The sequence below is a fragment of the Rhizobium sp. BK312 genome (genome assembly GCF_014193605.1).
GTDB lineage: Bacteria > Pseudomonadota > Alphaproteobacteria > Rhizobiales > Rhizobiaceae > Rhizobium.
Genome location: NZ_JACHZP010000011.1, coordinates 61,604 through 84,611, shown reverse-complemented (window position 1 = coordinate 84,611; position 23,008 = coordinate 61,604). Strand labels below are relative to the sequence as shown.

Genomic DNA, 23,008 nt, shown 5'->3' with positions numbered 1-23,008 from the left:
CCGTTTTGGTGAGTTGATTTCTTTTGCCTGCTGAAAGGTGAAAGACGATGCGAACGGGAAGTGTGACGACGCCATTTGGGCGGCGGCCGATGACGCTTGCGCTTGTGCGTCGCCAGATGGCGACGGCCGAGATAAAGCGCGGCAAGACTGTTGATAAATGGAAGGTATTTAGGGACGCGTCGGCCGCGATGGAGCTGCTTGGGATTCAGTCCAATAGTCTCGCGGTTCTTGATGCCCTTTTGAGTTTTTATCCAGATAACGAATTGAGTCAGGATGCACAATTGATTGTGTTTCCCTCGAACGCCCAGCTTATGCTTCGGGCTCATGCCATGTCGGGCGCCACCTTGCGCAGGCATCTCGCGTTGCTAGTGGAAGCAGGGCTGATCATCCGTAAGGATAGTGCCAACGGAAAGCGCTATGCCCGCAGGGACGGAGACGGGCAGATCGAGAATGCCTTTGGCTTCGACCTATCCCCTCTCCTTGCACGCTCAGAAGAACTGGCGGCTCTTGCTCAACAGGTGTTCGCTGATAGAGAAAATTTGAGGAGGGCGAAGGAGAATCTAACGATTTGCCGGCGCGATGTTCGAAAGCTCATCACTGTGGCCATCGAAGAGGGTGCTGAGGGCGACTGGCTAGCTGTTGAGAATGTTTATGTGGCAATTGTCGGCAGAATTCCGCGCGCGCCGACACTACCGGATGTCAGAGCTGTCCTGGAAGAAATGGAGATGCTCCGAGAGGAAGTAATCAACCGGTTGGAAATGCAAGCAATTTCCGAAAATTTAAGCAGCAATGATGCTCATATTGAGCGGCACAAACAGAATTCAAATACCGAATCCACACATGAATTTGAACCTAGCTCCGAAAAGGAGCAGGGCGCGAAGTTCGGTGGAAACACGCGACCGCCGAGCGAGGCGATGAAAGCTTTTCCGCTAAGTGTCGTGATGAAAGCCTGCCCAACGATATCGGATTATGGGCCTGGCGGCGCAATCCGAAGCTGGCGGGACCTGATGTCGGCCGCAGTGGTTGTTCGCTCTATGCTGGCCGTAAGCCCTTCGGCGTATCAAGACGCTTGCGAGGTGATGGGGCCAGAAAATGCAGCTGCGGCTGTCGCATGCATGCTGGAGCGCGCTAACTTTATCAACTCTGCCGGCGGATATCTAAGGGATCTTACTCGACGTAGCGAACGAGGTGAGTTCTCGCTTGGGCCAATGATCATGGCCTTGCTAAAGGCTAACGGACATGTGAATTCGCTGGCTGGCTAACGCGTATCGCATTATTCGACCTCACCGCAGCGTGTCGAATGAATTTCGGCATTCGGCAAAAGAGGACGACGACATGGCCACGCGAGACCGTGGAGACGAGCTGAGTTCCGATCCAAGGTGCGGTTAGGTCGTGGCAGCGCGGGCTGCAATTTGGATCGGGGTTCTCCATTGACGTAACTGGGTGCGATAGCGCTGACCTTCGAGTAATTATTCAGTGCGCTTAGTCAGCTTGGTATTGGCTGAGGTTTCATCGATAGAAATCAGCCATGTCAGAGCTTTGCTGAAGAAGCGCCGGCATCGCGCGATCCGTAGCTCGCGCCGCCGAGGTGATCTCAGGCCGCAATGGCTCGCTTGCCTTGAGACTTTTCTATTGCCGAGCCCGTGGAGAAATCGCTCGGCCGATGCGCGACGGGCACAGCTCACCAGGCCCGGCCAATTCCACGCACAGCTCATCCAGCGCGAATTCGCTCTTGCCTTTGCTGCGTCGATCCATTTGGCGCGTTGCCACCAACTTGTCCCGTTTGGAGCATGGCCATGTTGGGCCGACGCCTGAGAACGCCGGGCCGCTTCATGATGGCGATAACCTTCTTCTGCAAACGCTGCCACACGCACACGCAACTCTATTGGATGAGTCGCTTCCCCAGGGTGCTGCTCCGTCCCGTGGTTATGAAATCACGAACCTTGCTTCAGCTGATTCCCTAATCGCAGAAACTGTGACATCCTTTAGATGCTGAAGGGAGCCTCTAGTGGTCAGCTGACCACCAGCATAATCCATTGAAATTAAACGTTTTTCGAGGCCGGTGGGTAATTTGACCGACTTCGAGGGCTTTGCCGCGGGGGCAAACGGCAGCTGATTGAATGCGACGGGCGTCGTTGTTGTGGTCAGCTGACCACCACTCTAAGTCATTGAAAACGAAGGTTTTTACTAAATCGTGCATTCTGAGGCTAGTTGTATGGATGACAAATTGACTTAGGTGGGCCTTTATCAATCGTGCTCAGAGCCACTACGAGCAGGCTGGCCGAACTACTCCAGATGGAGGTATAGAAGAGGTGCTGCTCGTTTTAGAACAGCAGGCGACATGAGAATTCACCAGCTAACGGCGTTATTGTGTTCTCGCAATACCGAACCTTTCTCTTTCACGGCTGTCGCCACGTAGTATAAATCGCGTTGGCGATATCTCGCGGATAGGCTCCCAGGCAGCCCTCTACCGCTGTGTTGGACATGATTGCGGCAGAAATACCTTTCACAGGATCGATGAACCAACTGTGTCCATAGACGCCGCCCCATGTTACCGATCCTTTCGACATCGGAGACTCTGCCAAAACCGGGTCCTGGATAACCGCGCCCAAAAAGGAAAATCCCTGTCCTGGTTCGCCTGGGCGTGGAATGTCGCCTATCTGGTTGAGGAGTGCCGCTTTCGCCGTCTCAGACTTCAAGATGGGGGCCCCGCCTTGGCGGATGGTTTCAAGAAAGGAGATCAGATCCGGTGCCGTCCCCACCATACCAGCGCCACCGGACTGGAAAGCCGTTGGGTTGAACAGCCGGGTTGGCGCAAAGGTCAGCAAGTTGCCATCATCGTCCGGGACTAGATGATGGTCACTCATTCTAACAGCTTTGGGATCGCCATCGGCATAGGGTGTAGCAAGTCGCCGGGGATCACTGACTGAGAAACCCGTGTCGCTCATCCCGAGCGGTCCGGTTACATGACGACGCACCGCTTCATCGAGGCTACACCCTTCGATCTGCGCGATGACCGCTCCAAGAACATCGATGGCGATCGAGTAAGACCAAAGTGTGCCCGGCACTGCCAGCAGCGGGAAGGTCGATAGCCGGGTGAAGTTCTCCTGGAAATCGAGGTCTGTATCGGAAAGGCCGCTATTGAACATCCGCTCCGGTGGCGTGGTTTTGGGGTCTGCCCCATAACTGAGGCCTGCTGTATGAGTGAGCAGGTGTTTGATGGTGATATCGGCTATTTTCCCATCTGGCTGTCGGGGCCGGAAATAGGGAAGATAATCTCGCACGAGGCTGCCAAGGGCTAGCCGACCTTTATCGATAAGAGCCAGAGCAGTCGCTGCTACGAGTGGTTTGGTCACCGACGCCAGCCGGAATATGGTTCGGGTTTCAATGGGCTTTTCTATTTCCCGATCGGCATAACCGGCCGCACGGCTATAGACGGTTTCTCCATCCCTAACGACAATTACGACAGTGCCGACGATCTTGCCGGCAATGATCGCCCTCTCCACGACCGCGTCGATCCGCGTCTTCATCGCAATCATCCTCCAATGGTGCCGAGTAGCCAAGAGCAGGACTACTCATGCAGCTAATGTTCCACAAGGCGTGGGAATGGGAAAGTTGCTCTCTTGCGCTAGTCTTGATCGGCCAAGAATACAGCCTTCGGGTAGGCCCCACGTGTCCGATGGATCTCGGTGAAGCGAACAGGACCTAGTTTGAAGGCGAGGGATGTCAGCGCGGATGGCCCAGGATCTAGTTGAGCCGACATTCCGCCGTCCACAAGAGCGAAAGGCTCGCGGTGATCCGACAAAGAGGAGTGAACTCAGCAGCGACGGAGCAGTTCGTTCAGTTCGGACGATATTCGACGGTTAATCATCCTCGCATTTATGGAGCAGAACTCCAGAATTGCAAGGAAAATCCAAGCAGCCTTTCCGAGAAATCGGGACGCGGCGCTATACAAGCAACCGCGCCGCCCGCCCGTTCTTCAGTTCGGCGTTGTTATAATAGCTCGCCGCCTGCGTCACTGACTTGTGCAGCGATTGCTGCATGGCTTCTTGCAGCGGCACTCCGCGGTTCGCCGCCTCGGTCAGATAGCCGGACCGCAGCCCATGCGCCGAAAACATCTCTGCGTCCAACCCCGCCAGCTTGCACCGGCTTTTCAGGATCAGATTGACCGATTGCGGCGTCAGCGCGCGCCGGTCGATGTTCCCCCACTGGTCGATCCGCCGGAAGAGCGGTCCGCTCTCGATCCTTGATTCTTCAATCCAGCGCTTCAACGCGACAACCGGCCGGCCGATCAGAACGGCATGCGCCTGGTCTTCAGTCGTCGTCGTCTTCGTGCGGCCGAGATGAACGGTGAGACACGGCAGGAGGGGGGAGGCGGGGTTTCGTGGATCGGCATGGACCTGGTCTTCATCGACCAGATCCTCGACCCGCAGACCGGCAACTTCGGAGCGCCGGCGGCCGCCGGAGGCAAAGGCGGTCAGCAGCAAGGCGCGATCGCGAAGATCGACCAGGCGCTCGCCGTTACAGGTGGCCAGCAGCTTTGTCAGAACGTCGGCGGTGACCGCTCGTCTGCTCTTGCGGCGGCGTTGCCGCGGTGCGGCGCGGACTGCCAGTCGCAATGCGGCCTTCAGCGAGGGAGCGGTAAAGGATCCCGCTAGGCCACGCCAGCGGGAGAGGATCGACCATGAGGTGAGGCGACGCCTCACGGTATCGGGCGCGTGTGGGCCTTCGGCGCGCAGCAGGCCTTTGGCGCGCAACCCGATCTCGACGTCATCAGGCATGCCGTGGGAAGAATCCTCGGCCCGTTCGACCGGATCCCAGAGATGATGGGCGACGAATTTCAGGAGCAGGCTCTCCGGCGCCGGCCAGGGGAGGGGGCTCCCTGTCGCCAACTCGCACCAGGCCTCGAGATAGGCGAGATCGGAAGCGAGAGCCCGCAGCGTGTTGTCACCCATGCCCTGCTTGGCCAGATGCTTGAGGGTGGCGACATCCTCGTCGGTCAGCAGTGAGGCCAGTTGATCGCGCCGGGCAAAGGGTAGAATAGCGTCGAGCGCATCGAGTTCTTCGGCGCGGGCCAGCACCGGATCAGCGGGGGAGGGGAGGGATTTCGGTTTCGGCAAGATCGTCTCCGGCGCTGTGATTTGCCCCGACTTAATTGGTGTCTATCGGCTCGATTAAGCGGAATCGATTTCCTTGTAATCATACAGCTTCTTATCTGCCAGTATCAGTGAAATCCTCCTGGTTGACCGGAACGCGCCAGCAGCGGACATTGCGGTGCCACAAAACTCTTCGTCCTGCGATTTTGTGGAACGTCATAGAAGGAATGGAAGATGACCGCATTCGCTGATCTCCTCTCGATCAAGCGCGCCTGCGATACTTTGGGCCTCGATGCGGCGCTATCGCGTGCGCTTGTCAACACGGCGCGTCCGACGATCTGGCTCCGCCACGCTGATCCGGTGGCCGACGCAGCACTCCTCACGGGCGCAAGTAAGGTGGGAGGCGAGCCGGACCTCCCACCGGGGATCATATGGCCGACCCGCCCTGCACTGGCCGATCCCGACGGCACTGCGAAGAGGCTCCGTAAGAACCTCACAAATGGCGCGGGCGCCGACGACGTGGTGTCGTGCGTAGAATTCGTCATCGAGCATCTGGCGTACGAGACGCCCATGGCCTTTCTCGCGCAGGTGAACCTTTCGGTCATGGCGCGCGAAGCCGGCTTCGATCCTTCCCTGCCGGATCGCGGTATGTTGTGGGCGTCCAATGATCCCTTCGCCGACTGGTATGGAACGCAATCGCCCAGCGGGGGCATCTCTCTTTTGTGGAGTGACGCGGGTGGACTGGAACGCCGGGCGACACCGCAGGTCGTGCGCGAGGCTTGGCAGAAGGGGGTGAGCGATTATGGCTCCCTGAAGTCCGAGCCCTGGGAGGCCGACGTCAAGTCCGAACCGCTCTTTCCAGTCTCTGGCTGGTCGATCAGCCCGCGTCTCAGCCAGCACGCCTATATCGACCTTGCGGATGAGCGCTTCGAGATGAAGGAGGGCGGCGGTGATCAGCTTGGTGGATGGGAGGAACCGATTCAAGGAAACATGCATGGCGAAGTGGAATTGATCTCCAGCGGTAAAGCAGACAGCGAACTGGCTTACGCCAAGACTGTCCTTTCCGCCGGCGAGCGTTGGCGGCATGTGCTGACAATCAATGCCGAGACGTATCTCTGGCGGCTCATGCCGACCTGGGGTGATGGCGCAATGTTCATATTCGTGGATGAAAGTGAACTCGAGGCTCGCCGCTTTGGTCAAGCGGTGGCAACCTCTCAGTTCACCTAATAAGGCAAGGCGTACTCAGACTTGAGCCTTCACCACGTCGGATTGGAGCGGTTCGGCTGCGTGCATCCGGCACATGTTCATGGTTAGGAGGGGCCCTACCCTACCGAACACAATCTGTAACAGCATTATCAATTCTGATTTCGATGTCAGGATTTCCGACCGCCGCGTCCGCTCAGGGCGAAAAGCAGCCGTCTGCAATCGTGGCTCTCAAAGAGCAGATTTCTGCCGATGCTCGCCGGAATCTGCCTAAAGGGCCGGAATACCAGACATCCAGGAATACCGACAAAGCGTGTCGGTCTTCTTCATTCACAGGACTGCATGTCTTTGTTTTGTAGCAATAGTAGCTCATCCTAATTCAGCGAACTTGGCCAGGATCAGAGGATTCTAGCCTGATTTGCCAATTGTAGTAAGGGTGATTGCCGATGAGCCGTAAACGAGACAAGCTTACGGTCGACGACGCAGCGTGGCTGAAGGCCGTGTTGCGCGAACAAGTCATTCGACCATTGTCATTGTTGACCCGTCTCTCGCCTTTGGAAGTTGGCGCAGCGTGCCGCGAGCTAAGGATAGGCCGGACACGTTTCTACACACTGCTGAGCCGGTATCGTGCCTCGCCTGTCACGAGCTCATTGCTTACGGATATTCCTGGCCCACCGAAGGGCAGGGCGCTCCTGCATCCTGAGATTGAATCCACAATCAATATGGCAATTTTTGATACATACAGCAAACGTGAGAAGCCAACGGTGACCGCCCTTCATGATCGGGTGCGGCAACTCTGTTATGAGCGTGGCCTTCGCCCACCATCATGGAAAGCTGTGCGAGCTCGAATAGATCGAGCGGATCCAAGAAGACTCCTTCAAGCGAGGGAAGGGGTGAAGACTGCCAGGCAAAAGTTCGATGCGGTCATTTACGAGTATAATGCTCACCACGCTCAACAGGTGGTGCAGATCGATCATACCCTCGTGGATTTGTTTATCGTGGATGCCATTAGCCGAAAGCCGCTTCAGCGTCCCTGGCTCACCTTGGCCATCGATATTGCCAGCAGGATGGTCGCCGGCTTTTACCTCAGCTTGGAAAGCCCATCGTCGACATCGGTAGCCCTGGTGATCCAGCACATGGTGATGCCAAAAGAACCTTGGCTGCAAGCGAAGGGCATCGATGTCGAATGGCCGGTTTTCGGATTGCCCGACGTCATTCACCTTGACAACGGCTCAGAGTTCCACGGCAAAGCCCTTGTTCGGGGAGCATCTGAGCACGGGATCGAATTGATGTACCGGCCCGTTGCACGCCCGCACTACGGCGGTCATATCGAACGGCTGATCGGGACCGTGATGGGCTCGGTGCATCTACTGCCAGGTTCCACTTCGAGCGACATCGCCAAGCGAGGCTCCTACGACCCGCAGAAGCATGCCGCGATGACGCTCGACGAATTGGAGAAATGGCTGGCCCTTCAGATCGTCGGCCGCTACCACGCCGACGTTCACAGCGCTTTGCTGCTTCCGCCGCGAGCGGCATGGGAAGATGCTAAGGCTGCCCGCCCCCAACCCTTACGCCTGCCGCATGATCCGGAACGGTTTCTGCTCGACTTTCTCCCCTATGAGGAACGCAGCATTCGCAGGGACGGCCTGCATCTGTTCGGAATTCGTTATTGGGATGACGTTCTCAGCCCGTTGGCTGGGCGATCGTTGCGTCCGGCGCGGGTCAAGTACGATCCGCGCGATCTCTCCTGCGTATACCTAGAGCAGGAAGACGGGTCGATCTGGCCGGTGCGTTTTGCGGCCCTAGACCGGCCGCCGATTACGCTTGGCGAACATCGCCTGGCCCGTGCCGCCTTGAGGGCGCGTGGCGCCGCAGCTGTCGACGAGCATCTGATTTTCGAAACCATCGCTGAGCAACGGCGGCTAATGGAAACTGCCGTTCAACAGACCCGGACCATGCGCCGCCATCTCGAGCGGAAAGAACGTGCTTTGGCAGCCTCTGATCGGACTACCGATTTGCCGGAACCGGATGACGAAGACGATGTTTGCATCGACGTGCAGCCATTGGCAGTGGAGGAATGGTCATGAGCGAGTATGCCCACCTTCTGCCGGCCTACCGGAGTCATGCCGAGTTGAGCGACGGTGAGAGGATCGCCTGGATTCGAGCGGATCGTTGGCTCGAAACAGCTCAGGCAAATTTGGCATTGCTACGGCTCGAGGATCTGCTTTCCTATCCTCCGCGGGATCGCATGCCCTGTCTGCTCCTGTACGGCGACACCGGCATGGGAAAGACAAAAATCATCCGTAAGTTTTTACGCGATCACCCCGCGACGTTCGACAGGGGAACGGGCGTAACCTTCATGCCGGTCGTGACGATGCAGATGCCCGCAGAGCCTTTGGAGCGGGATGTCTATGGCGAACTCTTGAATGCGCTCGGCGCGCCTGGAGCGAACGGCGACGCTGCATTCCGTCTCAAAGCGGTCTGCCGTAGCCTGATGCGTAGGATGGGCGTGCGAATGCTTGTTATCGACGAGATCCACGCAATGCTGACCGGTACGTTTCGCCAGCAGCGGATTTTTCTCAATGTGATCCGCTTTCTGGCCAACGACCTAAAGGTGCCGCTGATCTGCGCGGGCACGGATCTTGCCCGGCAGGCCCTGCTGACCGACCCGCAGCTTGCCGAGCGGTTTGAGGCGTTTCATCTTGAGCGTTGGTCGAACGATCAGCGCCTTACCCAGCTTCTTTCGAGCCTGGCGTCTATTTTTCCACTACGGAGGCCGTCGGCAGTGACCTCTCCTGCGGTTCGCCGGCGGGTTCTTGAGCTCACGGATGGCGTGACTGTGCGCATATTTCGGCTGATGGAGACCGTTGCGACCGACGCCATCCGCGACGGCAGCGAATCTATCACCGCGGACAGCTTCAGCCGCGACGACCTTGTGCTGCCGCTTGTGGCTATGGTTCGGCAGTCGGAACGTTCGCTCCAACGGCAATCGGCGCGATGAGGCAAATCCCCCTCCTGCCAATCGTGCCGCGGCCTTACACGGATGAACTGATCTCTTCCTGGCAAGCAAGAGTGGCCTGCCGCTACGGGTGCACGTCGGCGGAGATCGAGCATTGGCTGGGGCACGAAGATCAGCGGCCGGTTTTCGGCAGTTTCGAATTGCAGGATTTTCGCCCGGAGCCGCTGGCCCTCAAATTATGGGCGCGCACCGCGAGATTAAACATCGCTGAGGTCGAAACAATGATCCTGAGCCGGTCGGCGAGGCCGATCGATTGGTATGTCAAGGACTGTCGGGATTGGGGGACTTGCCACGATTGTCTTGACGAGGATGTATCTGCAGGCAGGGATCACTATCTTCGGCGTGAATGGGCTTATGTCGAGACGGCGGTTTGCCGGAAACATCGCTGCATGCTGCAAGATTGGTGTGGCCACTGTTTCACACGGGGCCAGTTCCGCTTCGAATACATCGAAGATGGGGCGAAGCTCATTTGCGGACACTGCTTCACTGCGGTAACGGGCGCGCAGATGAAAATCGAAGGGCCGGCCAAAACGGATTTCCTTCTCATGGTGACGGCCGCAATACGGGCCGCAATCGAGGGGAGCAAGGGCAGCGTTGCACTGAGCGAGATGGAAACTGCGATCGAAACCTTGTGGTCATCCTCGCAGGCGGACGGCAAACCGTTTATCGCCTGGCTTGACCTAAAGCTTCCCTTTGGGCGCCTTCCTGCTTTCACGGCACGCTGCAACTCGCTAGCCACCCTCTCGCTACCATGGCGTATCGCGACATTCGTGGCCGCAGCTCAACTGCTTGATGTAGTGCAGGCAAGGAAATGGTTCGGAGCGCCACCGGCTTACCTCGAGCGGGAATTCGCCGATCGTAAACGCAAATCACTACCACAGCACGCCGAGGCACCCCCTGAGCGAGTAACGCGCATTGCCTCAAAGCTCAGGCTCAAGCCAGACGTCGAGTATCAGCGTTTGGCGGAAGAGATCCTGGCAAGCGCCGATTGGAAGGGCATTTTGGCGATGAAGGGGAGGGTGCGGGATAGAAAGCTCGGTCGCCTTATGAACCGCGCACTCAAGAGCGAGCACGACAGCAACGATGCACCTTGAATAATCTCATCCTCGCCTGGCTTGCAGTTCGAACAAGAAGCGTCAACAGGTCACTCTAAGAAGAAGCGATCGATTTTGGGTGTCCTCGGAGGATGGCCGCCACGCATGTGTGAGGATCGGGCGGCACGCTTTCTCCGTGGACCTGCGCCCTTAGCCGATCATGGTCAGCCGGCCACTCGCGACCTTATCCTCGACCCACGCGCGCTCCTCATGCCATGGATGTCGCTTCCATCCTTCCCAGGTAAAGCCGCACAGCTTCACGTCGCATTCCGGCGCGGAAAATCTATTGAGAGCGTAGCCAATCCCTAGGAACCCGGTGCTTGGAAAGATCTCGCGCATCTTTTGCTGAGGAATACGAAGTTCGGCGCAGCCGTCGAGGTAAAACTGCGGCGGCATGACGCGAACTTCCTTGCCGGCGCTATGCATGATCTCGATGGCTCGATCGGTCCAATCCGCCCGTCTGCCCTTCAGTCTTTGCAGGATATTCGGTCTTGGGTGGTACTTTCGAATAATCGCCGGATGGTAGACAAGCATGACCTCCTTTGCCGCCTTGACGGCGGCATTCTCCAGGAACGACGGCTCAGCCAGCCGTTTCTGGAATTGCTTGCTTGAGACGCTGAGGGCCAGGATGTCGGTGCGCGTGCCGTTCCGTCCCTCTACAAGGTTCGGTTCATTGAAGCGCATCACGAAGTCAGCGCTATCCACGATCGCCGACACATCGCGCTCGAGACGCCCATTTCCGACGACAACGGCAAGTTTTCGGCTCATGATTTCCGTCCGGTGGTGGTTCGTCGCAAGTCATCTGAACGCCATACAAGGGGCTGCGCTCAGGATCGATATGCATCACACTCCTATAGGCGTAGCGGTTGACATGCAACGGTCGTTACATTACGGCAAAACCATGAGTGACTCATCATGGCTGCTGCTGACCTACAAGGTTCCGTCGGATCCCGCGACAAAGCGGGTGGCCCTTTGGCGCAAGATCAAGGGCATGGGCGCCGTCTATATCCAGAACGGGGTCTGCCTGTTGCCGAAGACGGACGAGCACCTCCGCCGCTTCAAGATGCTCGAAAACGATATCGTGGAGATGGGTGGTGAAGCTGTCATCCTGGAGACTGTCGCGGCGGATGGTGGGCAGCAGGAAAAAGTCACGGGCCGCTTCAAAGCGGATCGTGATGAGCACTATCACGAGTTTCTGGAACGCTGCAGTGACTTCGAAAAGGAGATCGCCAAGGAAACGGCGGCCAGCAAGTTTTCCTATGCCGAGCTTGAGGAGAATGACGCCGACCTGAAGAAGCTGCAGGATTGGCTCGATAAAATCACCAAGCTCGACTTCTACGGCGCCCCTCTCGCAGCCGCAGCGCAAGAGCGGCTAAAAGCCTGCGAGACTCTACTCGACAGCTTCGCCAAGCAGGTGTTCGAGGCCCATGAGGAAACCCGGAGCAACACCTCCAAGCCAGCGGACGACAAGGAGTGATGATGACGGTGTTGATGGGCGAAGGTCTGAAGCGGGTTGTAAGGCAGGTGGCTCTCCTGAACCTCGGCTATTTTGGGATCGAGTTTGCGGTGGCGCTGTCGATCGGCTCGGTCTCGCTGTTTGCCGACAGCGTTGACTTCCTAGAGGACGCTTCGATCAATCTACTGATTGCCGTCGCACTCGGCTGGAGTGCTCGCAATCGTGCACGCATTGGCATGGCGCTTGCCGGCATATTGCTGGTGCCGGGCCTCGCCACCATTTGGACTGCCTTGCAGAAGTTCATGACGCCGGTTGCCCCCGATCCTGTGTCATTAACGCTGACAGGCCTCGGCGCGCTCGCCATCAATCTCTCCTGCGCTGTGATGCTCACCCGCTATCGTCACCATAGCGGCAGCTTGACACGCGCCGCGTTCCTGTCGGCCCGCAATGATGCTCTTGCCAATATCGCCATCATTGCCGCTGGCCTGGTGACAGCCTTCCTCTGGCATTCCGCCTGGCCCGATCTACTCGTCGGGCTTGCAATCGCTGCAATGAACGCAGATGCCGCCCGCGAGGTGTGGACAGCCGCCCGCGAAGAGCACCGAACGGCCCAGCCGTAAGACAGCGCAGGATCGATGAACCCATGAAGACAGATGCTTCAAAAATCCGGCTCATATCATCCAGGGACGTTCCGATGCTACGCAGCTTTGCAACACTCTTCAAAAAGAGCTGGCCCTTTCTGCTATCGGCGGGGCTCACCGTACTGGTGGTCGTTGCCTATAACCTTGGCGAGGTGGTGGAAAAGCATCATCGCAAGCTGATGGAGAATGTCCATTATGGGATTGCGGCATTCATCCTCTTCGTTTCGTTCTATTTTATCGTCCTGCTGATCCGCACGGTTTGGACCACCGCGGATGACGATAACGATCAGTGAGTTGCCGTACTTGCAGCCAGTGAGTTGCGGACGTCGGAAAGCACCCGAAGGTAGAGCGGGCTGAGCGTCGTCGCGAAGGTTGCTGTGAGATGGTCTGCGTCCTTGTACAGCGGTAGTCCATTTCGGACCGCATCACAGCGGCCATTGCTGCAGATAAACGGAAGAGGATCGACGATCGTGACCCCATATTTTGCCGCGAGACGGCTCAAGATCGTACGCGAGAGCGCCTGCCGCTTTTCGATGTAATAAAATGGCGGAGCGACATCCGTCGACGTACCGCGCATCATTGCCTTGGCGACAGCCTCCGGCATGTAGTGTCCCATCTCCGGCACATCCGAAACAAGCACGACCTTGGTACCCTCTTTGGTCAAATCCGCCAGCAGAGTATCAAGCGTCTGGATAATCGAGGTGGATCGATCCTCCAGCGGCGGGGGCACCGACGCATCGAAATACGGTCCCTCGTTCGGCATTTCGGCATCATGGACGTATTTGGGCCAGTAGGCGACCAGGAAGACCAGGGGAATGTGTTGCGATGTGATCAGATCCCGCACGGCGCCGTTGAAGGCGCCGCACCGTTCGGTGTCGCCGCGCGGCGTCAGCTGAACGTCCGGCAGAGGCGGACACGACGAATGCCCGGCGTAAAGCCCCTGCACGCCAGCCTGCCCCGCCGCAGCATCGATGGCCGGCGCCATGGCGCCGGAATGGGAGTCTCCCCATACGACAAAAGATGGGTTGCCCGAACTTTCGGCGCCGAGCGGACAGAGCTTGCCGGCGCGGATGTCTGCCACCGACGGTCCCGTCTTGACGGATTCGGCGAAGCATGGCGGCACGCCGAAGCGGCTTTCATCGTAGGTGGCGGCGTAGACCTTTTGCACATCGGCGGGCAAGCGATCCGGGAGACCGGCATGGTGGGCGACATAATCGCCTGCTCCAACTGCCGTGACCATGAGCGCCGCAGCGCCGGCAAATAGTGGCCAACGTGCCACACGAGCGGAATGCCCTCGAAACGGCCGCTCGACGAAACGCCATGAGAGGACGGCGATGACAAGCGAGGCCAAAACGATCAGGCCGCCTTGAAGCAGGGACAGCTCGCGTCCAGATAGCTCCCGGCTGAAGACGATAATCGGCCAGTGCCACAGATAAAGGGAATAGGAGATCAGCCCGACACCCACCATTGCTTTCGAGCGCAGAATTCGGCTAGCCGGACCAGTCTCAGCGCGCGCATGGATGATCAGCGCGGCACCCAGGCAAGGCAGCAGGGCTGCCGGACCGGGAAACAGCGTTTGATCGCTGAAACCGAAGACCGCCGCGCCGATCAAAAGGAGCCCGCCGACCGCTAGCCCCGCCCGCACCATCCGCTCCCGTGGTACCGGGATCGCCTTGAAGGCGAGCAGCGCGCCGAGCAGGAGCTCCCAGGCGCGAAACTGCAGCAAATAGAAAGCTTCGACCTGCGATCGAAACAGTATCCACGTGCTCGCCGCAAAGGAGACGGTCAAAAGGCCTGCCAACAGGAAGGCCGTGTGTCGGCGCGCCAATCGATTGATGACCATTAGGAGCAGCGGAAACAGAATGTAGAACTGCTCTTCGACGGCGAGCGACCAGGTGTGCAACAACGGTTTCATCTGGGCGCCGATGTCGAAATAACCGCTTTCCTTCTCGAACTGGATGTTCGAGGTGAACAGGGCTGCGGCCTTCAGGCTGCGCGCGAAATAAGCGAACTCGGCCGGCATCAGCAGAAACCAGGCGGCGACGAAGGAAGCGATCAGGACTGCAAACAGCGCAGGAAAAATCCGGCGAACGCGCCGCTCGTAAAAGCGGATGAGGCTGAAATCATCCCGAGCGATTTCGCCCGATATCAACGACGCCATCAGAAAACCCGAGATGACGAAAAACACGTCGACACCGACGAAGCCGCCGCTGAAACCAGGAATGCCGGCATGATAGAGGACGACAGGAACGATCGCCAGGGCGCGTAGACCATCGATATCCCGGCGATAGGCAAGTCCCGCGCCTTGTGTCGGAGTACGCATCGGGACCGAGTGCGCGGGGCGCGCAATTGCAAGATTCAAATTCTCAACTCCAGCTAATCATAGCCCGTGCCGCAGCAACGTATCGCATTTGCGGCTGATAAGCCGATGAACTGACGACGGGCTGAACGCCGCGGCTCGGATCGGGGCTTTCCTTCGTGCGAAGGTTCCACCTCATTTCCAAGATGGCGTTCGCATCCCTTATCATAGAGCCTCGTCGGCTGTCTCCCCCAGGGGACTTGATCGTGAAGGATCTCAACTTGGCGCTTCCATTGAAATCGGCAGGTAAAAGCCGCAGACGATTTGCTCCATCAACGGCGGATGAGTCCGAAGCGATGCGCATCGTCCAACAATGCCCTGACGGACGACGGTTGCCATTTCCGGCCACCTCGCGCTGGCCGCTCCCCCATTTGATCGAGTTGCGCGGCGATCTCGCGGAGCGACAGACTGGGATCGGCGATCGTGATCGCGGCGACAAGCTTCATCAAATGATCCTCAGGCGCGCGGCGCGGCGAACGAGCCAGCAGTTCCGGCTCGGCCAGCTTCTCACGCACCATGCGATGCACCGCGCGGCGTAGCCGCTCGACGGTCCAGTCATGACCACGGCGGTTGAGGATGCGCACCACATTGTCCCAGCTATGCTGGGGGCGCAGTTGCCGCACCGTCGGGAGCCATGACTGCGCGGACGTCAACAATTCGTCGAGGTAAGCGCGCTCCCGCGCCGCGGAGGCAGCACGGATCGCGTCCGGCCGGCGCTCCCGAAGCCCGGGATTGCCGGCAAGCTTGCCGCGCGCCTTGGCTGCCTTCATGCCGGACCTGGTTCGTTCGGCGATCAGGGCGCGCTCGAGCTGGGCGACAGCGCCGAGCACTTGCAACGAAAACATCCCCTGCGGTGTCGAGGTATCGATCGGATCGCGCAACGAGCGGAAGTGGATGCCGCGCTTCTCCAGATCTTCGATGACATCGAGCAGGTGGCTGACCGATCGTGCCAGGCGGTCGAGGCGCACGACAACTAGCACATCGCCGGCGGCGAGATCCTTCAGCAGTTTGGTGAGCACTGGCCGTGTCCGCGTCGCACCGGATCCATGCTCTTGATGAATGCGGTGGCAGCCGGCGGCGCGCAGCTCATCGACCTGGGCATCGTTGAGCTGATCCTCGGTCGAAACCCGGGCGTAGCCAATCAATCGCTGTGGCGGGGGAGGCGAGCTTTTGGTTGCAACCTTCGGCATCAGATTTTGGCTCACTTTTTACAGGTGTTTGTACAAACAATACATGCGTTAGTAAAGGTTCCTTTGCAAGCGTGTTTTATGGCCAAAATGGAGCGCCATCCAGAGTGTTCTCTGATCAAGGATAGGCAACGACCCATCTTGGCTGCGAAACGCCCGTCAGTGGCCTTCCATGGCCGAAATGCCGAGAAACTGGCTGTTTTGAGACGGGCTGATCGCGGCCCTGTCAAGTTCGACAACCGCTGATGCCAGGAAGAGGGAGGGAAGGGGTTCAAATCGGCGGATCGAGCCAACGTCGTTCCGCTCAATCAAGCAAATGAGTCCGCCGAACCTGGACGAAAAGTGACCCGAAAGCCCGGATTTGCGGGCGAATCCGCCGATCCAGGACGGCCGACAAAGCGATTTTGCGCCTCGAAATCCATCACTATCGATACTTGATCCCTATCGATAGCAAGGCCTGCAGAAAAACATCGTCTGAGCAACGGAAGCAAAAGGCGATTTCGATTCACTATGGCAAAAGAATAGCGTTAATTCATATGGTTAATAGAACGAAAAATGAGAAATCTTATCCTCGAATAGAGGAAAGGAGGCAAATTTGACGGTAGCGTTGAGTTGCTGGGCAACTGCAACAAGCTCCAAAGAGTCAATGGATTGTACGCGACCCGTAATCGTGGATTTGGCGAGGTCGGTTACCATCTTGGCATTTCCGACCACGCTGGCGGACTAATCCGTCTGATACTGCGTCGGTTCCCCTAGCAGGTGCCGGTGCACCTATTGCCTTTCTCTAAGATGAGGCTGGAGAACGTTGTCCATCCCAACAAAGCTCTACCGTCGATCCTCATAGTGCTGTCACAAAATGACCGTACGAAAGGCACCAGATCTGCAAAAGATTCTCACCCAAGTTTCCCGCTCCCATTGCAATCGGCTTCTAATTACTACAACAATGTCGCGTGTGGTTGGCGCGGGGCTCGGTTGTTGAGCTGATGCGGGGCATCTAACCTCCGACGACTCTCCTTTGGCTCGGAAATATCTGGAGGTTTCATTGTCAGTCCCGCTCGTCCAGGAGGCGATCGCTCAGTTTCTCAATCGCAAAGATCCTGAAGTTCTCTGCATACGGGGTAGGTGGGGTGTTGGCAAAACATATACTTGGTCGAAAGCCCTCGAAAGTGCCCACGACAGCGGAACTGTAAAGCTAGCGCGCTACTCTTATGTTTCGCTTTTTGGCATAAACTCCCTCGATGAGCTTAAGCTCGCTGTTTTTGAGAACGTCATTGCCTTCAGCCAGGGGTTGAAGAGAGCTGATTTGGAAACATTGGACGCCTATGTCTCGAGCATAGGCTCGTGGCGTAAACTTGCGAAGCTTGCTCAGTCGATCCCGATCGTCAAGAATTTCGCGGGCGGAGAGATTGGCGGCCTGGTCTCGTTTATGACCATCCGCGACCAAATCATCTGCATTGATGATCTGGAGCGGCGTGGTCAAAAGCTCGACGTTGGCGACGTGTTGGGCCTGATTTCCTTTTTGCGAGAACAGCGGAACTGTAAAATCGTCTTATTGCTCAATGACGAACAGCTGAGCGAGGAGGCACGAAAGGACTTCGAACGCAACCTCGAGAAAGTCGCTGATACCTCTCTCGTTTTCGAGCCCAGCACTAACGACTCCGTAAAAGTGGGAATTTCAGGTGAAACTGAGACCGACGGAATTGTTACGGACTGCTGTGTGTCGCTGGGCATCACAAATATCCGTGTCATAAAGCGCATCAGAAGACTGGTTGCGGCGCTTGAGCCATTGCTGGCGGAATTTGATGCTGATGTCTTTAAGACCGCGGCCAGATCGGTTGTTCTCTTCGGGTGGTCACGCGATCAGGCAGGTCTTGCACCGCCATTGTCGTTTCTCAGAAGGATGACTGTGGATTTGTCTGGCGGCAGGCGAAATGACATTCCGGCCGACGAAGCGGCGTGGAATTCACTCCTGGCAGCCTACGGCTACGTCTGGACGGATGAGCTTGATCAAGCGCTAATCGTCGGTGTCGAGCGCGGCTTCTTCGATGCTGATACGCTCAAAGGAGCCGCGAAGATCGCGCATGACAAGATTGTTGCCACGAAGGCGGATGGTGCTTTTGAGGCCGCGTGGAGTGCGTACCACGACTCGTTTTCGAATGACGACAAAGATGTTCTGGACGGCATCTATATGTCGTTCATGAAGAACGTTCGCTATATTAGCCCAGTCAACCTCAGCGGAACTGTGTCATTGTTCAAGGAACTAGGCCGCCCTGAGCAAGCCAAGGACATGATCGAACACTACATGGCTGAGCGTAAGGAGCCACGCAGCTACTTCGATCTCGACGAATATCCGTTCGCCGAAAGCATAACAGACAACGACGTCCGGGACGCGTTTGAAGCGCGGGTTGCGGAAATCCCCGAGAGCCGAGACGTTGCGGGGGCTCTCTTGTCGATCAAGAGCGGGTGGAGCGAGGGTACGCTGACCCTTCTCGCAACGACAGATGCGAAAGAATATGCAGAAGTCCTCAAAGCCCATTCTGGGTCTGAATTGCGGCGTATGCTCTCTAACGCGCTTCAGTTTGACCGAATAAGCAATGCGACGGATCAGATGAAAGAAATTCCAAAGAGAGTGCGCGCGGCGCTCATGATTATTGGCCAGGAGTCCCCTATCAACGCGCGAAGAGTTAGGCGGTTTGGCGTTAGCGTTCCCGCTGCCAACGAAGCGAAAGCAAACGGTACTGGAGAAACCTAGGTGCGCCGGACTGTTGGTTGCAAGTTGCATGAACCTACGGTTACACAAGGATTTGCCGGGCGGCAGCGGGTTGTCGCTCATGAGTAAGGGTACTCTCATAACCGGGTGTCGGTACGACGAGTGCAGCCGGGGATTCTGCAAGTTTCAAGTGTCCTGCGGGTGTAATGTCACATGACATGTGGAGCGATAGCCGTCATTTTTTGCTCAACTAACCAGACTTCAGCGAGTCAATTGGAGCCATGGCATGATCAACATCAGCGAACGCGACATGGTCCTCCGGATGATCGATATGGCGCGTATGAGCCTACTTGCGCAGGAGAATAAAATCCCTCCAGCCGAAGATGCTCTCTCGCTTTTAACAAAACTCTATTTCGACTTCCGCCCGCTTGAGACCGACGCGCAAATTCGTGGGTTTAGAGAACACCTGGAGTGGATCAAAAGGCGTCCGAACTACGGTCATATTGAGCTCGTCAATTTTACATATGAGGAAGTTATCGGTGGCACTAGCCAAGCATTCCAGGCCGAAGCGGCAAAAAAATCCGAAGCCGTAGGCAACCTCATAAGTTACCTCTCGCGCGCGGCCGACGACTGGATTGAGCGCCTTGAAGCTCAGGCTAACATCGAGCATCTTCACGAGATCATCCCACCGGAGAAGACTGGTCCGTTCAAGTTTCGAGTTCAGGACGGACGTCTTGTCGTTGCTCCTCACGATGCGGGGGTGAAAATCGAAGGGAGTATTGCCAGCGCGCGTACTGTCCTGTTGCAGCAAGGCGAAAAGCTCATAAACGATCTATTAGGGTCTAATGCCCAGCCGTACCTGAGAGCGACCCTTGAAGCTGTACAGGAGAAACTTCCGATCGACAGCGATATTATTCAGCTGGGTCTTCTGAACATCTCTTTCGAAAATGCGACGTCGGGTGCCACGGAGGAACTTAACTCTGTGCTGGCATCCGTCTTGCAGGCGCATGCCGCCGGTATCCGTCACTATCTCGCACAATTTCCAGAGTGGAAGGAGTTCAGTGCGCAGGCTGCGGAACTCGAAGTAGCCGTGGGAAATCTGAACAACGTTACCTCAAGCGTCGACGAACTTGCAGATCAGATCGAGAAAGAAACTGACGTTGATGAAGCGGTTCCCCGCTCTCTACGGTTCTTAACGAGCCTCGTTCGCGAACCCGGTACCGAACTTCGGCGGGTTGGGCTAGCCTTGGTGACGACGATTGAAAGCCTAAGCATTACGATATTTGGCGGACTTCTCCATTTCGTTAGCTCGACTTCGCAAGCGACGCTCGACGGTGCTTCAAAGCATCTTTCCAAAGTTCTGGCAGTTGCCGTCGCGGTAACCTGTCTGCATATCGCGGCTACATTGGCAGAATGGTCGGGGGCGACCTGGCTCAAGCCAGCGGCTGAGATCATCCTCAAAAGCGAGGCGGTTATTGCACGGCTGTGAAGACTTATGAATGACGGCAGCATCCAGGTGAAATCCGGCTCCGGGATATATGAGTGGGCATTGACCATGCTCTCACTGCCGATGATAAGGCTAATGTCTGGCATGACATCCCACCATCACATCATAAATCACGGTGTTGATCTTGCCATTGTCAGCAGCCCGGACATTACGTGTGATCAACCTAGAATACCGATGGGTCTGAGCGTTGAGATGGGGAGCGCTCGCCCATGCAAAAATCAGTGCCTCCGGCTCCTTATTCATCATGGATGAAGAAGGCTATTGGGACGTTCGCTAGATGCCGCTCCGAGCTGGATTTCAGGAGTAGGCGATTGATCGTGTTGTCCTGGAGGCCGCCTGTCGGAATAATTGCGGAAACTCGCCGCGAGATTGCGCCCGATTGCGAGAGCTCGCGCGCTGGCTGAAGGCGGCCCAATCTTGCTGTCAGCGATGCCTCGACATTGGACTTCGGCCGTCCGTTTTCCTTGTTCTGGAGGTACTTGAACGTGTCAGCCATCAAAGAAGGGTAGCCAGACATTGCACCGCTGTCGCCGAGACGCAGAACCTGCTGGACATCAGTTGGAAATCTGAACGTCGAACGCTCGCAGGCCCTTGCGAACTCGGGTAGGGCGGACGTGGCGAGCATGAGCTCCTTGACGATCGTCGTCGCAAGCTCCCGCCATCTCAGAGGACTGTCGGTGACGATCGAAGCCCCTGTTGCCTGAGCAAGATACATTGCCATCTCGACGTTGGGCGACAGTTTCATCGCGCTGAACTGCCCACCTCGCTCTCCCTGGACCTCGGGACCGGTGTGGAGAACGGCTAACGGGTCAGCCTCTTTCATGTGCTGCAACATGCGCATTTCAACGGCCAAATCATCGTCCGTCAGGGCAGGATTTTGACGCCGGAGCTGCGCTATCATGACATCTTCGGACATGGACATGATACTCCTCCGCGTGTCTTGGCGCGCGTGCTCAGACAATGCAGCGTAGTCTTCGGCCGTAAGTTGAAGGGCTTTGACGCGCCTTTCAGCCAATTGATGGACCTCGTCGCGGAGATTGAAATCGAAGCAGCATGGATCTGGAACGAGACTGAGCAGTCCGATCGACACCAGTGGCATCACGTTAAGAAACAGGAACGCGGACTTCAAGAATTCCTGCCGAAACGCATGAGGGTTTTCGACGGGGTTGAAGTCCTGCTTCACGGTCCCCGGATGCAGAAAGGGATGCTCTATGAGAGTCTCGCCGAAATAGAGAGGCACTCCTACTCCGTGTTCCAGGAATGCGTTCGGATGCAGATTGCCCGTGTACACGCACCGCGCGCGACCGTCTGGCTTGGGAAGCAGAGACAAGATGTCGGTCTCAAGAGGCCACAGACCTTCATAAAGGCTATACACTTTTGAGATCTGCTCATCGGTCAGCTCGCGGCGGACCCGAAGCCAGTCACGACCATCGTGGAGTTTCAAGACATTCACAATTCCATTTAGGAGCATGATGTTGCGTTCGCGAATGCCACGTTCGTTCCAGGCCGGGCGCAATGATGGTGGAAGGGCTTGGCAGCAATTTCGGAACTTCATTCCGGAACCGCAACCGCAGGCGTCACGGGCGCGAATATTTGCTGGCACCTTCTTTTGAAGAAAGTCGCGGGGTTTCTCTGTTCGGCCAAAGGCATCCTGGTATCGGACCTGACCGCTGTCGTATTTGACGAACATTTCCCCGCCAAAGCTCCAAAGCTGTTCCGACGGCGGCATGAGGACGTGCCGGAAATCCGCCCAGGAGCCCGGCGCTTCCTTCTCGGGATACAGCCATTCCTGACGCCCGGCGGCGACATATCGGCGAGCGCGCGCCTTCAGGATACGGTTGATTTTCATCACGTCGTCCCGCGACAGCCGCCGTTGCTTGAGGAACGCGTCGGTGCGAACCATGGAGCTGCGGTATGCACGTGCAAACGTGCGTTTTTCCGTGGCCCTCGCAGACGGATCTTGTGCGTATTCCAAATTCGTGAGGATCAGACAGAAGTCGCGGTTCAGAGGAAAGACAGTTTGAGAGCCCTTAAGGGCAATTGAGGGCTCCGCCGGGTGGGCACAACCTCGGTGCTCGGGCGGCATCGCGTGATTGAAGATCGTCACAGGATGATCAGTAACAATGAACTTGACGTCCGACTCCTCTGCCGAAACGATCTCGCGGACTGACTCCGTCCAAATGGTGCAGTGAAACATTCGGATGGCCTGCATTTCAGCCATCAGCTCGTTCTGCGTTAAGCGAGGATAGCAGGATTTCAGCCAGTCCAAACCCTTCGGCGTCCTAATCTTCTGAATATCCAGGTATTCGAAAAAGGTTCGAAAATGGCGTTGCCATTCGGTCGGGTCGGCCTGAACGAAAGCGCGGACAGCCTTCGCGCCGCGGGTATCGATGTTACCAAACAGGCGCCTTTCGATCTCGTCGTTGACGTTTGTTCCGAAAAACGTCGAGTAAAGGTCCCTTTGCACGAATGCGCGGGATGTCGGCGACTTGAATTGCGAACGCTCCACGATCACCCGGCCGTCGTCGAGTGTCCTTCGATCCGGCGACAGGTCGAGAAGCGCGAGTGTGTCGCGCCCCGGCTCGAAGAAGCCTTCCTGATACCATTGGGGGACATAGTGATTGTTTCGGGTCTTCGACATTCAAGCTTCCGTAGTTTGTCAGTCAGCCCACCAGAATAGCCATCCACGACTTTCCTCTTCGCAAATAAATCTTTCAATGACACTATACTATGCCA

16 protein-coding genes are annotated in these 23,008 nt (G+C 57.1%); 10 read left to right on the top strand and 6 right to left on the bottom strand.

The features are described from left to right. Positions 1–47: 47 nt before the first annotated feature. Positions 48–1,262: a plasmid replication protein RepC gene (repC, locus tag FHT85_RS26185; protein ID WP_183774458.1), complete on the top strand. Its 1,215-nt coding sequence runs from the start codon at positions 48–50 to the stop codon at positions 1,260–1,262. A 1,137-nt stretch (positions 1,263–2,399) separates the two neighbouring features. Here repC and FHT85_RS26180 read toward each other — a convergent pair. Then, positions 2,400–3,530 (bottom strand): serine hydrolase domain-containing protein, encoded by a 1,131-nt coding sequence (locus tag FHT85_RS26180; protein WP_183774456.1) that lies wholly within the window; start codon positions 3,528–3,530, stop codon positions 2,400–2,402. 417 nt (positions 3,531–3,947) lie between these two features. Further along, positions 3,948–5,120: a site-specific integrase gene (locus FHT85_RS26175; RefSeq protein ID WP_183774453.1), complete on the bottom strand. Its 1,173-nt coding sequence runs from the start codon at positions 5,118–5,120 to the stop codon at positions 3,948–3,950. Between the two features lie 210 nt (positions 5,121–5,330). Here FHT85_RS26175 and FHT85_RS26170 point away from each other — a divergent pair, with 210 nt between their 5' ends. From FHT85_RS26170 to FHT85_RS26155, 4 genes are all read left to right on the top strand, one after another. Continuing rightward, positions 5,331–6,323 (top strand): DUF1963 domain-containing protein, encoded by a 993-nt coding sequence (locus FHT85_RS26170; protein WP_183774450.1) that lies wholly within the window; start codon positions 5,331–5,333, stop codon positions 6,321–6,323. Between the two features lie 422 nt (positions 6,324–6,745). Continuing rightward, a complete protein-coding gene (locus FHT85_RS26165) occupies positions 6,746–8,386 on the top strand; it encodes a Mu transposase C-terminal domain-containing protein (protein ID WP_183774447.1) in 1,641 nt (546 codons plus the stop codon). After that, a complete protein-coding gene (locus FHT85_RS26160) occupies positions 8,383–9,300 on the top strand; it encodes a TniB family NTP-binding protein (protein WP_210293885.1) in 918 nt (305 codons plus the stop codon). Before FHT85_RS26165 ends, FHT85_RS26160 begins: the two co-directional genes overlap by 4 nt. Continuing rightward, a complete protein-coding gene (locus tag FHT85_RS26155) occupies positions 9,297–10,412 on the top strand; it encodes a TniQ family protein (RefSeq protein WP_246780100.1) in 1,116 nt (371 codons plus the stop codon). Before FHT85_RS26160 ends, FHT85_RS26155 begins: the two co-directional genes overlap by 4 nt. A gap of 150 nt (positions 10,413–10,562) precedes the next feature. On the opposite strand, the gene FHT85_RS26150 is transcribed toward FHT85_RS26155, so the two are convergent. After that, positions 10,563–11,180, bottom strand: a complete 618-nt coding sequence (locus tag FHT85_RS26150) for a glycosyltransferase family 29 protein (RefSeq protein ID WP_183774438.1) — start codon at positions 11,178–11,180, stop codon at positions 10,563–10,565. 133 nt (positions 11,181–11,313) lie between these two features. Between FHT85_RS26150 and FHT85_RS26145 the strand changes: the two genes are divergently transcribed. From FHT85_RS26145 to FHT85_RS26135, 3 genes are all read left to right on the top strand, one after another. Further along, the gene (locus tag FHT85_RS26145) at positions 11,314–11,889 is read left to right on the top strand and encodes a Chromate resistance protein ChrB (RefSeq protein ID WP_183774435.1); all 576 of its coding nucleotides are present in this window, start codon (positions 11,314–11,316) and stop codon (positions 11,887–11,889) included. After that, a complete protein-coding gene (locus tag FHT85_RS26140) occupies positions 11,889–12,488 on the top strand; it encodes a cation transporter (RefSeq protein ID WP_183774432.1) in 600 nt (199 codons plus the stop codon). The genes FHT85_RS26145 and FHT85_RS26140 overlap by 1 nt, the downstream gene beginning before the upstream one ends. 74 nt (positions 12,489–12,562) lie before the next feature. After that, positions 12,563–12,802, top strand: a complete 240-nt coding sequence (locus FHT85_RS26135; RefSeq protein WP_183774429.1) for a hypothetical protein — start codon at positions 12,563–12,565, stop codon at positions 12,800–12,802. Here FHT85_RS26135 and FHT85_RS26130 read toward each other — a convergent pair. After that, complete coding sequence (locus FHT85_RS26130) at positions 12,796–14,832, bottom strand: acyltransferase family protein (RefSeq protein ID WP_183774427.1); 2,037 nt, start codon at positions 14,830–14,832, stop codon at positions 12,796–12,798. The two genes, FHT85_RS26135 and FHT85_RS26130, sit on opposite strands and share 7 nt — an antisense overlap. A 308-nt stretch (positions 14,833–15,140) precedes the next feature. Continuing rightward, positions 15,141–16,058, bottom strand: coding sequence for a recombinase family protein (locus tag FHT85_RS26125; protein WP_183774424.1), 918 nt, complete (start codon positions 16,056–16,058; stop codon positions 15,141–15,143). 1,039 nt (positions 16,059–17,097) lie between these two features. Between FHT85_RS26125 and FHT85_RS26120 the strand changes: the two genes are divergently transcribed. Beyond that, entirely contained in the window at positions 17,098–18,807 is a 1,710-nt protein-coding gene (locus FHT85_RS26120) for a P-loop NTPase fold protein (protein ID WP_162709834.1), read from the top strand. Between the two features lie 244 nt (positions 18,808–19,051). Continuing rightward, on the top strand, positions 19,052–20,254 hold the full coding sequence (locus FHT85_RS26115; protein WP_112413155.1) for a hypothetical protein: 1,203 nt from the start codon (positions 19,052–19,054) through the stop codon (positions 20,252–20,254). Positions 20,255–20,507: 253 nt separating this feature from the next. Here the strand turns inward: FHT85_RS26115 and FHT85_RS26110 are convergent, their stop codons facing one another. Beyond that, entirely contained in the window at positions 20,508–22,913 is a 2,406-nt protein-coding gene (locus FHT85_RS26110) for a DUF4238 domain-containing protein (RefSeq protein ID WP_112413157.1), read from the bottom strand. Between the last annotated feature and the right edge of the window lie 95 nt (positions 22,914–23,008).

Bases quoted from the DNA above. Each gene is read 5' to 3' on its own strand.
- repC (WP_183774458.1), top strand. From the start codon at position 48: ATGCGAACGGGAAGTGTGACGACGCCATTTGGGCGGCGGCCGATGACG.
- FHT85_RS26180 (WP_183774456.1), bottom strand. From the start codon at position 3,530: ATGAAGACGCGGATCGACGCGGTCGTGGAGAGGGCGATCATTGCCGGC.
- FHT85_RS26170 (WP_183774450.1), top strand. From the start codon at position 5,331: ATGACCGCATTCGCTGATCTCCTCTCGATCAAGCGCGCCTGCGATACT.
- FHT85_RS26165 (WP_183774447.1), top strand. From the start codon at position 6,746: ATGAGCCGTAAACGAGACAAGCTTACGGTCGACGACGCAGCGTGGCTG.
- FHT85_RS26160 (WP_210293885.1), top strand. From the start codon at position 8,383: ATGAGCGAGTATGCCCACCTTCTGCCGGCCTACCGGAGTCATGCCGAG.
- FHT85_RS26155 (WP_246780100.1), top strand. From the start codon at position 9,297: ATGAGGCAAATCCCCCTCCTGCCAATCGTGCCGCGGCCTTACACGGAT.
- FHT85_RS26150 (WP_183774438.1), bottom strand. From the start codon at position 11,180: ATGAGCCGAAAACTTGCCGTTGTCGTCGGAAATGGGCGTCTCGAGCGC.
- FHT85_RS26145 (WP_183774435.1), top strand. From the start codon at position 11,314: ATGAGTGACTCATCATGGCTGCTGCTGACCTACAAGGTTCCGTCGGAT.
- FHT85_RS26140 (WP_183774432.1), top strand. From the start codon at position 11,889: ATGATGACGGTGTTGATGGGCGAAGGTCTGAAGCGGGTTGTAAGGCAG.
- FHT85_RS26135 (WP_183774429.1), top strand. From the start codon at position 12,563: ATGCTACGCAGCTTTGCAACACTCTTCAAAAAGAGCTGGCCCTTTCTG.
- FHT85_RS26130 (WP_183774427.1), bottom strand. From the start codon at position 14,832: ATGCGTACTCCGACACAAGGCGCGGGACTTGCCTATCGCCGGGATATC.
- FHT85_RS26125 (WP_183774424.1), bottom strand. From the start codon at position 16,058: ATGCCGAAGGTTGCAACCAAAAGCTCGCCTCCCCCGCCACAGCGATTG.
- FHT85_RS26115 (WP_112413155.1), top strand. From the start codon at position 19,052: ATGATCAACATCAGCGAACGCGACATGGTCCTCCGGATGATCGATATG.
- FHT85_RS26110 (WP_112413157.1), bottom strand. From the start codon at position 22,913: ATGTCGAAGACCCGAAACAATCACTATGTCCCCCAATGGTATCAGGAA.